This window comes from Paludibacterium paludis, from assembly GCF_018802605.1.
Classification (GTDB): domain Bacteria; phylum Pseudomonadota; class Gammaproteobacteria; order Burkholderiales; family Chromobacteriaceae; genus Paludibacterium; species Paludibacterium paludis.
This window is the reverse complement of record NZ_CP069161.1, coordinates 1154615-1167180: the sequence shown is the minus strand read 5'-3', so window position 1 is coordinate 1167180 and position 12566 is coordinate 1154615. Positions and strand designations below refer to the sequence as shown.

12 protein-coding genes and 4 tRNA genes are annotated in these 12566 nt (G+C 61.5%); 12 read left to right on the top strand and 4 right to left on the bottom strand.

The window, feature by feature from the left end; translation table 11 throughout:
* Positions 1-56: 56 nt before the first annotated feature.
* Complete coding sequence (locus JNO50_RS05300) at positions 57-686, bottom strand: LysE family translocator (protein ID WP_189532307.1); 630 nt, start codon at positions 684-686, stop codon at positions 57-59.
* A 166-nt stretch (positions 687-852) separates the two neighbouring features.
* On the opposite strand from JNO50_RS05300, the gene JNO50_RS05295 reads away from it, so the two are divergent.
* Positions 853-2271 carry an aminotransferase-like domain-containing protein gene (locus JNO50_RS05295; RefSeq protein ID WP_189532305.1) on the top strand — a complete coding sequence of 473 codons (1419 nt, stop codon included), beginning with the start codon at positions 853-855 and terminating at the stop codon, positions 2269-2271.
* A gap of 3 nt (positions 2272-2274) precedes the next feature.
* Here the strand turns inward: JNO50_RS05295 and JNO50_RS05290 are convergent, their stop codons facing one another.
* Entirely contained in the window at positions 2275-3165 is an 891-nt protein-coding gene (locus JNO50_RS05290) for a L,D-transpeptidase (RefSeq protein WP_189532303.1), read from the bottom strand.
* An 86-nt stretch (positions 3166-3251) separates the two neighbouring features.
* Between JNO50_RS05290 and rlmD the strand changes: the two genes are divergently transcribed.
* The 6 genes from rlmD (at position 3252) to JNO50_RS05260 (ending at position 9508) form a co-directional block, all read left to right on the top strand.
* Positions 3252-4820 carry a 23S rRNA (uracil(1939)-C(5))-methyltransferase RlmD gene (rlmD, locus tag JNO50_RS05285; protein ID WP_189532301.1) on the top strand — a complete coding sequence of 523 codons (1569 nt, stop codon included), beginning with the start codon at positions 3252-3254 and terminating at the stop codon, positions 4818-4820.
* A gap of 143 nt (positions 4821-4963) precedes the next feature.
* Positions 4964-6181, top strand: a complete 1218-nt coding sequence (locus JNO50_RS05280) for a cyanate transporter (protein ID WP_189532294.1) — start codon at positions 4964-4966, stop codon at positions 6179-6181.
* 63 nt (positions 6182-6244) lie between these two features.
* The gene (locus tag JNO50_RS05275) at positions 6245-6619 is read left to right on the top strand and encodes a YkgJ family cysteine cluster protein (protein WP_189532292.1); all 375 of its coding nucleotides are present in this window, start codon (positions 6245-6247) and stop codon (positions 6617-6619) included.
* A gap of 57 nt (positions 6620-6676) precedes the next feature.
* Positions 6677-7261, top strand: a complete 585-nt coding sequence (locus JNO50_RS05270; RefSeq protein WP_189532290.1) for a UPF0149 family protein — start codon at positions 6677-6679, stop codon at positions 7259-7261.
* 165 nt (positions 7262-7426) lie between these two features.
* Positions 7427-8836 carry an alanine/glycine:cation symporter family protein gene (locus tag JNO50_RS05265; protein WP_189532288.1) on the top strand — a complete coding sequence of 470 codons (1410 nt, stop codon included), beginning with the start codon at positions 7427-7429 and terminating at the stop codon, positions 8834-8836.
* 195 nt (positions 8837-9031) lie between these two features.
* Positions 9032-9508, top strand: coding sequence for an NUDIX domain-containing protein (locus tag JNO50_RS05260; protein WP_189532286.1), 477 nt, complete (start codon positions 9032-9034; stop codon positions 9506-9508).
* A 73-nt stretch (positions 9509-9581) separates the two neighbouring features.
* Here the strand turns inward: JNO50_RS05260 and JNO50_RS05255 are convergent, their stop codons facing one another.
* Positions 9582-10163 carry a hypothetical protein gene (locus JNO50_RS05255; protein ID WP_189532284.1) on the bottom strand — a complete coding sequence of 194 codons (582 nt, stop codon included), beginning with the start codon at positions 10161-10163 and terminating at the stop codon, positions 9582-9584.
* Positions 10160-11023 (bottom strand): formyltetrahydrofolate deformylase, encoded by an 864-nt coding sequence (purU, locus tag JNO50_RS05250; protein WP_189532283.1) that lies wholly within the window; start codon positions 11021-11023, stop codon positions 10160-10162. The genes JNO50_RS05255 and purU overlap by 4 nt, the downstream gene beginning before the upstream one ends.
* A 157-nt stretch (positions 11024-11180) precedes the next feature.
* On the opposite strand from purU, the gene JNO50_RS05245 reads away from it, so the two are divergent.
* The 5 genes from JNO50_RS05245 (at position 11181) to JNO50_RS05225 (ending at position 12509) form a co-directional block, all read left to right on the top strand.
* Positions 11181-11258 (top strand) — tRNA-Pro (locus JNO50_RS05245).
* A gap of 22 nt (positions 11259-11280) precedes the next feature.
* Positions 11281-11357 (top strand) — tRNA-Arg (locus JNO50_RS05240).
* Between the two features lie 17 nt (positions 11358-11374).
* Positions 11375-11450 (top strand) — tRNA-His (locus JNO50_RS05235).
* Positions 11451-11481: 31 nt separating this feature from the next.
* A tRNA-His gene (locus JNO50_RS05230) sits at positions 11482-11557 on the top strand.
* 268 nt (positions 11558-11825) lie between these two features.
* Positions 11826-12509 (top strand): GntR family transcriptional regulator, encoded by a 684-nt coding sequence (locus JNO50_RS05225; RefSeq protein ID WP_189532282.1) that lies wholly within the window; start codon positions 11826-11828, stop codon positions 12507-12509.
* The last annotated feature ends 57 nt before the right edge of the window (positions 12510-12566 follow it).

The following is a 12566-nucleotide window of genomic DNA, read 5'->3' as shown; positions in this document are numbered from 1 at the left end:
GGGAGGCTTATTGTAGTCGCCGGCCGGAACGCCCGCAAATCGGTCTCGAAGCGATATCACACCATGCCCTGGATCGCCGCGAAGGAATCGGCCGGCAGCATTTGCACCAAGAGCCATACCGCGGTCGCCGTCAGCATCGCCGCCATCGTGCAATTGAACGCGCGCAGACGCAACGGGCTGTGCAGGAAGCGGGCGATCACCACGCCACCGCCGGCCCAGACCGCGATGCACGGCAATGAGGTGGCGAACGTCGCCACGGAAAACAGCAGCGCGGCGCGCCAGGGATCCATGCCGGACGGCAGGAACACCATGGTGATATTGAATCCCATCAGCCACACCTTGGGATTGAGCCAGTTGAACAGTACCCCTCCGACAAAACCGATGGGCCGCGCGGCTCTCGCCTCTCCGGGCCGACCGGCATGCGCCATGCCCCAGGCCAGCCACAAAAGATAAAGACAGCCGGCCAGCGCCAGCCAGATCTGGATGGCGGTGATCCAGGCGACCAGGCTGCCCAGCAGCAGGGTAATGGCGCCGACCTGCACACCCAGCCCCAGCGCCATGCCCATCAGCGCGGGAACGGTACGAGAAAAGCCGAAGTTGACACCCGAGGAAGCCAGCACGAGATTGTTCGGGCCGGGCGTGATGCCCATGATGACCAGATACATGATCAGCGCCAGGAAATTCATCGGTCCATCCTTGAGAAAACATTGATGGGGGGCATTTTAACGGCCCCGCCCGGTCCATAACAGACGCAAAAAATATCAATTGAGACCATAACAGTTTGGTTATTGTAAAACTGTTATGGTACAAATGGACGAAAATTGTATCGCACCCGACAGGAGAGATCCGGCCATGACAGGTGAACCGCTGTACCAGCAACTGATCCAGGAGTGGATCACGCTGATCCAAAACGGCGTGATCGTCGAAGGAGAGCGCATGCCTTCGGTGCGCAAGGCCTGCAAGATGCACAAGGTCAGTCCGTCCACCATCCTGATGGCCTACCGGGCGCTCGAGGACCGCGGCTATATCGAAGCCCGCCCCCAGTCGGGCTTTTACGTCAAAAAACCCGCGGCGGCGCTGCCGTTGCCACGCATGAGGAGGCAGAGTGTGGCGAGCCCTTCCGGCGAGGTGGTCGACACCATCGAAGCGGTGATGACAGCCCAGGCCATGGAGGGGTACATCGACCTGTCGCTGGCCAGCCCCCGCGGCAGCGACTTTTACCCGACAACACGCTTCAAGCACACCCTCAACCGGCTGGTCCGGCAGCACCCCGAACTCGCCACCGACTACCCTTTCCCACCCGGTTCTGAACGGCTTCGGCGACAGATTGCGCAACGCACGGTCAGTTGGGGGTGCGTGCTGTCCGCCGACGATATCCTGATCACCAACGGTTGCACGGAAGCGCTGCAGCTGGCGCTGCGCGCGGTGTGCAAGCACGGGGACACTGTCGGACTCGAATCGCCGACCTATTTCGCGCTGCTGCCCCTGTTCAAAAGCCTTGGCCTTTCAACCATCGAAATCCCGACACATCCGGATACCGGCATGTCGCTGGACGCGCTGGAGATGCTGCTTTCCGAAAAACGCCTCAACGCCATCGTCGCGATGCCGACCGTACACAACCCGCTGGGCAGCACCATGCCCCTGGATGCCAAAAAACGTCTGGCCCGGCTGGTCAACGACTACCGGATTCCGTTGATCGAGGACGCGCCGCACGCCGATCTGTTTTATGGCGCATCGCCCCCCGACGCGGTCAAGGCCTTCGATACCGACGGCTGGGTGCTGCTGTGCTCCAGCTACAGCAAAACACTGGCCCCGGGATTCCGGATCGGCTGGCTGGCCGCCGGCCGTTACCGCAGCGACGTCATGCGGCTGAAGTTCGCCAGCTCCCTCGCGCAACCGCGGCTGCTGGAGGAAACGCTGGCGGACTACCTGGAAACGGGTGGGTACGACCATCATCTGCGTCTGCTCAGACGTCACTACAAGGAACAGATCGACCGCCTCAGAGGGTTCGTCGCCACACATTTTCCGGGAGGAACCGGAGCGACGGCGCCATCGGGCGGGTGCCTGCTGTGGGTGGAGCTGCCTGGTGGCGCGGATACGCTGGAGATGTTCCGAATTCTGCTCGCCGAACGCATCACGGTCGTGCCGGGAGTCATGTATTCGGCGCGCGGCCGTTACCGCAACTGCCTGCGCCTGTCCGGCTGCTACCCCTGGACGGACGCCTACCAGCGCGCCCTTCTCAGGGTCGCGGAGCTCGCCAGGAGAAGCTGAGCGTCAGCTGCGCGACAGGCGTTGCGGGGCGAGACTCTGGCGCGCGCTGCCGCGCTCGCCGGGAATCGGCGCCGTGACCGTCGCGGGCCCTTCCTCGCGCGACGGCGTGGAAAGCCAGCGCAGTGCGGCCCAGTTCGCATCGGTTTTCGCGGGGCGGGGTTGCGCGCAACTGAGGCAAACGGGACGACCGGAGCGCTCGCGCAACGCGTCATCGACCCGTTTGCCGTACAACGTGCGGCCATTATCCTTCTGCCAGGCCAGCAGGGTATCGGCAAGCAGGCGCATCGACACGTCGTCGTGCTGATAAAGATTGTGGTAGACCGTCAACCACAAATCGCCGTTGCCGTCGGTGTTGAGCAGAACGGTCTGATAGGTCACGGTCACCTCGGTGCCGGGCGAAACGATGCCGCCCAACGCCAGCACATCCTCGTTTTTCATCCGCACGCATCCGTGGCTGCGGAATCCGGGCACGCTGCCCGGCGCATTGGTGCCATGGATGCCAAGTCCGAGCCCCGGTTCCCCGAAGCGGATGAACATCCGTCCCAGCGGATTGTCGGCGCCGGGAGGCACGACGGTCTGAACCGGCTTGCCGCGCGCGCGCATCTCTTCCTGGATGGAGCGCGGCACGTGCCACGCCGGATCGCGATAGATACCAGTCACTTCGAACGAGCCGGTGGGCGTGCGCGTCAGCATCTTGCCGACGGCGACGGGAAATGTCCTGACCAGTTGTCCCTTGTCGAAAAGGAAAAGCCGGGTTTGCGGCAGATTGATGACGACATGCCGCCCTGCATCATTGACGGTCACATCGGGCATGGGAATAGTACCACCGGCTCGCGCGGCGATGGACAGACAGACAAGGCCGACTCCGGCCAGGAACGCGTGTTTTGACTTCATAATTCCGGGTGGCAACAAAAAACCTCTGCGCAATACGCCGCTTTTTGAGAAAATCCCATCTTTAGTGGTTGATTTGACGAGAAAACATGAATTCGTCCCAAACGATTGCCCTGGTGGAGTCTCTGGACCACGAGGGCCGCGGGGTCGCGCGCGTCGAGGGCAAGACCCTTTTCATCGACGGCGCCCTGCCCTACGAAAAAGTACTATACAGGGCTTACCGCAAAAAGCCCACCTACGAGCAAGCGGATACGACCATGGTGCTGCGGGAGAGTTTCCTGCGCGCCAAACCCCGTTGCCCCCATTTCGACGTGTGCGGCGGCTGTTCAATGCAGCATGTGGAATTCACCGGCCAGGTCGCCATCAAGCAGCGCGTGCTGGAAGACAATCTCAAGCACATCGGCAAGGTGCGCGCCGAACAGATGCTGCCGCCCATCGCGGGGCCGGCCTGGGGCTACCGCCACCGGGCGCGCCTGTCGGCACGTTTTGTGGAAAAGAAAGGCGGCGTGCTGGTCGGTTTCCACGAAAAGCGCTCCAGCTATATCGCCGAAATGAGCGAATGCCACATTCTGCCGCCGCACATTTCCGACATGATCCTGCCGCTGCGCGAGCTGATCGTCCGGCTGTCGATCAAGGAGCGCATGCCGCAGGTCGAACTCGCGGTCGGTGAAAAGGTCGATGTACTGGTATTCCGCAACATGGACGCCATCACGAGCGGTGACGAAGCATTGCTCAAGGCCTTCTCGGATCGCCACGGCCGGCCCGGCCGGCCCCTGCAGATCTGGCTGCAGCCGCACGGCCCGGACTCCTGTTATCCGATCTATCCCATGGATGCGCCGCGCCTGACCTACACCATCCCGGAGTTCGCCGTCGAGATGCCCTACTATCCGACCGAATTCACCCAGGTCAATCCGCGCATCAACGCGGTCATGGTCGCGCGGGCGCTCAAACTGCTCGATCCGCAGCCGGGCGAGCGCATCGCCGACATGTTCTGCGGCATCGGCAACTTCACGTTGCCGATCGCCCGCAGCGGCGCCACCGTGCACGGCATGGAAGGCAGCGAGGCGCTGGTGCGACGCGCGGTCGAGAACGCTACGCACAACGGTCTTGAGGATCGCGTCAGCTACGAGATGGCCAACCTCTTCGAGGTCACGGAGGAATCGTTCGCCGCTCTTGGCCGCTTCGACAAGATGCTCGTCGACCCCCCGCGCGATGGCGCCGTGCAGCTTCTGAAGGCGATCACCGACGACACCGCCCCCAAGCGGATCGTCTACGTCTCCTGCAATCCGGCCACGCTGGCCCGAGATGCCGGCATCCTGGTGCACCTGAAGGGCTACACCCTCAAGTCCGCGGGCATCATCAATATGTTCCCGCACACCGCCCACGTGGAGTCCGTCGCCTGGTTCGAGAAAACCGGCCCGGCCAAGAGCCGCGAGGAAATGGCCGCGATCGAGGCCGCCGAAGAGGCGCGCCGCCAGGCATCAAAAGCGGCCAAGGAAGCGAAGAAGAAAGCCGACGCCGAGGAGAAAGCCCGGCAGTTGGCCGAAAGCGCCGCCAAGAAGGAGGCCCGTTACCAGCACTATCTGGCCAACAAGGACTACTACGACAAGCGCACCGCGGATCGCGAAGGCCGCGAATCGGACGGATCCGGCGCGTAACGACCGATGCAGACGCTCCCGGCCGGAATGCCGGCGGGAGCGTTTATCCCATTAATATTTACAAATACTCATTTTAAATATTCAATTTGATGTGAATTTCCCGTTTGGCTCCAATGGAGATCCATACGTTTCTGGACCACACCATGAGCCACTCCCCCCCGCCGTCGCGCGCCCGCTCAGTGAAGCTGGCCCTCGCCCTGATTCTTGCCGGCCTCAACCTGCGTCCCGCCATGGCGGCCATCGGGCCGTTGCTTGACTCGATCCGGCACACCATTCCCCTGAGCTACAGCCTGCTCTCGCTCCTGACCCTGCTGCCCGTGCTGGCGATGGGCCTGGCGATGAACACGGGTTCCCGCCTCGCCGCGCGCTACGGAGAACACCGCACCGTTGCCGCGTCGCTGACCCTGATCGGTGTCTCCAACCTCGCCCGGCTATGGGCCGGCGGCCCGTTGCCGCTCATTCTCACCGCCATTTCGGCGGGAGCCGGCATCGCGGTCGTTCAAGCCGTGCTGCCGGGGATCGTCAAACGCCATTTTCCCGAGAAAGTGGCCTTGCCGATGGGGCTTTATGTGACGGCCATCATGAGCGGTGCGGCGCTGGCCGCCGCCCTCTCGCCCGCCGCGGAACGCCTCGCCGGCAGTTGGCAAGGCGCGCTGGCGTCCTGGTCCGCCCTTGCGGCGCTGGGACTGGCCGCATGGTTCATGATCCGCGATGAGGTCGGCAACCGTCCCGTCGTCGCCACCCCCATTCGCGACACGGGCATGGCGCGGCATCCGCGCGCCTGGAGTCTCGGCGTTTTCTTCGGTCTGGGTACCGCCTCCTATACCTGCGTACTGGCCTGGCTCCCGCCCTATTTCGTTGAGTTGGGCTACGGCAAAACGCATGCCGGGTTGATGCTGGCATTACTCACCGGGGCCGAAGTGGTGTCGGGCCTGGTCCTGCCAGCGCTGGCTTCCCGTTCGCCGGATCGCCGTCCTGTGGTATTGGCGGCGCTGGTCGGCGTGATCGTCGGCTTCGCCGGGCTGATTCTGACGCAAGGCGCTCTGGCGTATTTGTGGATCGTGCTGCTCGGCTTCGGCATTGGCGGGATCTTCCCGCTGACGCTGATCGTCACGCTCGACCACCTGCCGGATCCGGCGCACGCCGGGCGGCTCGCGGCGTTCGTCCAGGGCGCAGGTTACACACTCGCCTCGCTCTCGCCCCTTGCCGCCGGTATCATCCGCGACACGACGCGGGGGTTCGCCGGCGCCTGGCTGATGCTCGCCGCCGTCACCGTGCTCATGCTGTTCATGGCAAGACGTTTCGACCCGGCCGGCTACCCGGCGCTTTTCGCCGGAAAACCGGCGCGTCAGGAGGGGTGACGCCGCACGAAACCGGCGCATCGTGGTAGAGTCGCACCTCCACCGTAGACACCCTGCCTTGCCATGAGCGCCGATATCGACCGGACCGAAACCTGGGTCCGTTTCAAGAGTTTTTTATGTGACAGCTGCGCGGCCAGCTGCTGCAGCCTGCCTGTCGAGGTCCGCTTGCCGGACCTCGTACGCATGGGCGTCCTTGACCCCTTCGACCTGGAAGAGGAGCCTCGTCGCCTGGCGAAACGCTTGGCCCGCCAGGGCATCATCGAGCATTTCAACCACAAGCGTTGCCTGTTCACCCTGACACGGCGTGCCAATGGCGAGTGCCGCTACCTCGATCCGGGCAGCCGGCGCTGCACGATCTACGACAAACGGCCGGATACCTGCCGCAATCATCCGAAAATCGGTCCGCGCCCCGGATTTTGCGCTTTCAGGAAAAAGTGATGCCTGCCCTTGCCGGATTTGGCGGATAATGGCGCTTTTATCCGACGGCCAGCCATCATGAGCCACACTCCGCTTTCCGACAAAGACTACCAGACACTGAGCGATACCCTGGCACGCTTTCAGGCGCAAGGCGCCATGAATCTGGAGCGGCTGGACGGTTTTTTCACGGCACTGCTCGCCGGTCCCGAGCCGCTCAAACCGCAGGATTGTCTGCCGGCCATTCTCGGCGAGGCATTCGATGACGAAGACGCCTTTCCTTCCGTCAAATCCCTGGAACGATTCGTCAGTCTCCTGATGGGGCATTGGCTGGATATCGCCCACACGCTCAAAAGCGCGGAGCCGGTTTTGCCCTGGCTTGACGACGGCGACCATGCCGGCAACGAGTGGGCGCAAGGTTTCATGGAAGGCATGGCGCTTTTCAACGACGACTGGGGACTGCTTTTCGACGATACCGATCACGCCGACGCGCTGGCCCCGATCATGGCGCTGGCGTTCGAACACCATCCCGATCCGGAAATGCGGCCGTTCATCGGAGACGACCCGGCCCGCCGCGAAGAGTGGCTCGCCGCCCTGTCCGATTCGATCGGGCGGATCCACTCGTTCTTCGAATCGCTGCGTCAGTCCCTGGACGACGGCGAGTAATACCGGACGGGGGCGGCTTCCGTCCCGTCTCCCGCCATTTCGTACGGGTTTTCCGCAAAAAAAAACAAAAGCAGAACCATCACACATCCGCAATGTCCATCGGGAACACGGATCATTCCCCCTATCCCCGAAAACTTCCCTCAAAACCGACGGAAAAGGACATTCATGCAGTATCTGCACGCACTCATCATCCAGGGCAACTCGGTTCTCTGGGGCCACATCCTCATCTATTTGCTGATCGCAACTGGTGTTTTCTTCACTCTGCGCACCCGGGTTATCCAACTGAGATTGCTTGGGCAGGCCGTCCGGGAAATGTTCGCCGAGCGCGACAAGGGGAAGAACACCATCACGCCTTTTCAGGCATTCGCAACAGGTCTGGCAAGCCGGGTCGGCACCGGCAATATGGCGGGTGTCGCGATCGCCATCGCCGCCGGCGGACCGGGCGCCGTGTTCTGGATGTGGATCACCGCCTTTATCGGAATGGGCAGCGCCTTCGCCGAGTCGACGCTGGCACAGCTGTTCAAGGTCAGTCACAGGGACGGCAGCTATCGCGGCGGACCGGCGTATTACATCAAGCAGGGTCTGGGTCAGAAACATCTTGGCGGCGTGTTCGCCGCTCTGCTGATCCTTGCCTTCGGCCTCGTTTTCAATGCGGTTCAGGCCAATTCGATCTCCGCCGCCGCGGCCGGTGCCTGGGGCTGGGATGCGCGCCTGGTGGGGATCGCCCTGGTGCTGGCGACGGCCCCGGTGATTTTCGGAGGCATTCGCGCGATCGCCAGACTGGCTCAATGGCTGGTCCCGTTCATGGCGTTCATCTATCTTGGTATGGCTCTGGTTATCGTCGTCATGAACAGCGCGGCGCTGCCCGATCTGTTGCGTCTTATCGTCACCCACGCGTTCGGCATCGGCCAGGTAGCGGGGGGCGTGGCCGGGCACGCCGTGAATCAGGCCATGATGATGGGCATCAAGCGGGGGTTGTTTTCCAACGAGGCCGGCATGGGCTCCGCGCCCAATGCCGCGGCGACAGCCCACGCCCGCCACCCGGTCAGCCAGGGACTGATCCAGATGCTCGGCGTCTTTGTCGATACCATGATTCTCTGCACCGCGACCGCCGCCATCATTCTGCTCACCGGAGCCCATGAGTCCGGACTGAACGGCATCCAGTTGACGCAAAAGGCCGTCGAAACGCAGTTTGGCCAGCCGGGCAACGCGGTCGTGACCATCGCGATTTTCCTGTTCGCCTTTTCATCGATTCTCGGCAATTACGCCTATGCGGAAGGCAATGTCGAATACCTGACGCGGAACAAGACAACCCTGCGCCTGTTCCGCCTGATGGTGCTGGGCATGGTCATGTTCGGCTCGGTGGGGAGCCTCGCCCTGGTATGGGATATGGCGGATCTGGCCATGGGGGCCATGGCGCTGATCAATCTGATGGCCATTTTGCTGCTGGGCCGTTACGTGCGGCTCGCGCAGAAGGATTTCGAGATCCAGCGCGCCTCGGGAAAACCCCACCCGGTGTTCCTTGCCGGACATTACCCGGCCTTGCGCGCGAAACTGGAACGCGGCGTCTGGTAGGCCCCCGGGCCGGGGCCGGCCACCTTCGGTTGTTAACCATCTCATTGGGGGCACAGTTGCGCACGAAACTTTCTCTTTAAAAAAGGGTCTGTTCATCGTGCGAATGCCAGTATGTTCCATTACAATATTGCTACCACCGGGTCCGAACAAGAGACCCGGGGTTTCCTGGTTCACAGAATAAACGATCCGATTCCCATGAGACAACATCCTGAAGGGCGGGAACGTCCCGACCCGAACCCCAACCTCGCCCGGCGTGCGACAGCGATCATCGAGATGCCCGACGGCGTTCTGGTGACGGCCATCCATGGGGGCCGCTACCACCTCCCGGGTGGCCGGGCCATCAAGGGTGAGCTGCGTTCGCAGACGCTGATCCGCAAGCTGAGGGAGGAAACGGGACTGCGCATCAATTCGATGCTGTATCTTTTCGATCACCTGTCCCCGATGAACTCGCACAAGGTGTATCTGGCGATCGCCCAGGGCCAGGCCAGGCCGCAAGGACACATAGAGCGCATCGCCCTCGTCTCCTCTCCGGAGTCCGAAGTCGAACTCTCCACCGAGGCCAAGACCATCCTGCGCCGCTATGCCAGACTCCGCACCGAGGAATCCCCCAAGGGCGACGCGGTCAGGGGCATGCTGGGACTCGCCCGTTACATCGCCAAGGTCGACGTGTAATAACCTCCGCCCACTCCGGCTTCAAAAAACATGGCGGGCACTCCCCGCCATGTTTGCTATCCGGCGACGGATATTACCTGCCGGCGGGCAGAAATTGCGCGATATCGCCGGAAAGCGGAATGAAGCCGTAGAACCAGCCCAGCGCCAGAATGCCGAGCACCGTCGGCCCCAGCATCAGGAGCATGAGCAGTGGAGTGGCCAGAACAAAGCCCAGCAGCGTCACGATACGGGACAGACCGGAAACCACCGCGATGGCATTGACGATGAGGCAGATCTGGTAGAGCAGCATGACCATGAGCAATCCGACGGCCACATCCTGAGGCAACCAGCTGGTCAGCGGTGACAGGAACGAGAGCGCATTGGCCCCCAGCAACAGACCGGTGAGGGGCAGTGACACCGGCTGTCCGCAAAGTCGGGTCCACACGCCAAGAAGCCTGGACATCAGCCATACCGACAGCCAGGTGAACAGGGCGAACACGACAACGAACAAGCCGTAATGGCGACCGATCTGCGGAGCGGAGGCCGCGCTCACGATTCCGAGTGCCGATGCCACCAGAGCCTGCACCCAGAATGGATACTGGTAACGCTCGAGCATGGCGACACGGAATCTCGCCAAGTCGATCACATCATCGATGAAAGCAGCCAGGGGGTTCAATCGAATATCACCGTTTTGTTGCTGTATGAAAGAATGCGGTCATCCAGATGCCAGCGTACGGCGCGCGACAGCACGACTTTTTCCAGATCCCTCCCCTTCTGGATCAGATCCTCCACATCGTCACGATGTGAAATGCGTGTGACTTCCTGCTCGATGATCGGACCGTCATCCAGCACTTCGGTCACGTAATGACTGGTCGCACCGATCAGTTTCACGCCGCGAGCGAAAGCCCGGTGATACGGTTTGGCGCCATCGAAAGCGGGAAGGAAACTGTGATGGATATTGATGATGCGCGACGGATAACGCGTCACGAAGTCGCGGGAAAGCACCTGCATGTAGCGGGCCAGCACGATCAGGTCGATCCCCGCCTCGTCCATCAGATGCCATGCCTGCGCCTCGGCCTCGGCCTTGTTATCGCGGCTGACGGGAATGACGTGAAAGGGGATGCCGTTGAACTCGGCCAGGCGCCGGCAATCCTCATGGTTCGAAATGATCAGCGGAATCTCGCAGTCGAGCTCGCCGATGCGCCAGCGGTGCAGCAGGTCGGCCAGACAATGCTCGTAGCGCGACACAAAAATCGCCATGCGGGGCTTGCGGGACGACAGCGACACTTTCCAGGTCATGTTGTGCTCGGCGGCGATCGGAGCGAACGCCTTCGCGAAATCGTCCATCGGTAAAGTAAAACCGTCGAGCGACCATTCGACCCGCATCAGGAACAGCTGTTCGGCCACATCCTGATGCTGGTCGGCATGCATGATATTGGCATTATATGTCATCAAAAAGTTGGCGATCGCGGCGACCAGGCCCTTGCGATCTGGGCACGACATCAAGAGAGTCGCGGAGTGTTTGGCATGGCTCATGCGCAATCCTTCAATTAGCAACGGTTCGAACTATCCGGCTCGCCAAGCCTCGGGACAGACAACCGGCGAAATTGCCCATTTTCTCATCGAACAGCCATATCGCTCAACGGGTATTGACAGATATTGCTTCGATCCGTATAGTTGCTGACTCTGTCGTCGGGGTGTAGCGCAGCCTGGTTAGCGCACCTGATTTGGGATCAGGGGGTCGTGAGTTCGAATCCCACCACCCCGACCAGTCCAGACGCGCCTCGGCATGAGCGCCCGTAGCTCATGTGGATAGAGCACCGGCCTTCTAAGCCGGGGGTAACAGGTTCGAATCCTGTCGGGCGCGCCAGTATCAAAGCATCAGTGGTGGATGTAGCTCAGTTGGTAGAGTCCCGGATTGTGATTCCGGTTGTCGTGGGTTCGAGTCCCATCATCCACCCCAGCACGCCTTGATCCTGCACCGTCATTCAGTGGTGGATGTAGCTCAGTTGGTAGAGTCCCGGATTGTGATTCCGGTTGTCGTGGGTTCGAGTCCCATCATCCACCCCAAATTCTTGAAAAAGCCCCGTTTTTACGGGGCTTTTTCGTTTTTCGGCGCAAGCAGGCCATCAAGCATCGTCGCGCCATCCCGCCACAGCACCAAAATCATTGTTTTAGCACGATTTTTTCAGTTATTGTCACGGGTGTGGCATTTTCGGCCGGACACCCGATCACGCCATCAAACTGTCATCAATGCTCTTGTCAGCAACAGCAGGGACCGTATAATCAAAGGACAATAGCATTACCGAACCGAACCCACCGACGGCCGACGATACCTATGACAATACTCCAGCCGATCAAGCGCCAGACGCTGACCAGCGCCGTGACCGAGTCACTGCGACAACGCATCCTGTCCGGCGAGTTCGCCGATGGCCAACAGCTGCGCCAGGAAGCGCTATCCAACGAATATGGCGTCAGCCGCGTCCCCGTGCGCGAAGCCTTGCGCCAGCTGGAGGCCGAGGGCCTGATCCAGATCATCGATCACAAGGGCGCGCTGGTCTCCAAGCTGTCGCTCGACGACATTCTCGAGCTGCTGGAAATACGCGCCATGCTGGAAGGCTCGGTGCTCAAGGCCTCCATCCCCTGTCAAACCCAGGCCGATCTGCGCCTGGCGGAAGATACCCTGGCTGAATTCGAGAAAGCTCTGCAGGCCAACGATGTGCGGCAGTGGGGAGAATTGAACTCCCGCTTTCATCTGGCTCTCTACCGCAGCGCTCGACGTCCCAACACCCTTGCGCTCATCGAGCAGCTGCACAATAAAACCGACCGCTACACGCGCATGCAGATCCTGTTCACCCGCACCATGCATCTGGCGCACCAGGAGCACACTCAGCTTCTGGAATTGTGCAAGGCCGGGAAAGCCGATGAAGCCGAAGCCTTCATTCGTTTCCACATCCTTTCCGCCGGGCACGCCCTTGAAAGCTACCTGAAAGAACAGTCCGCCACGCGCACGGAAAACTGATCGCGTCGGGCATAAAAAAACGGCGCGCCGGGTTTCAACACCCGGTGCGCCGTTTTC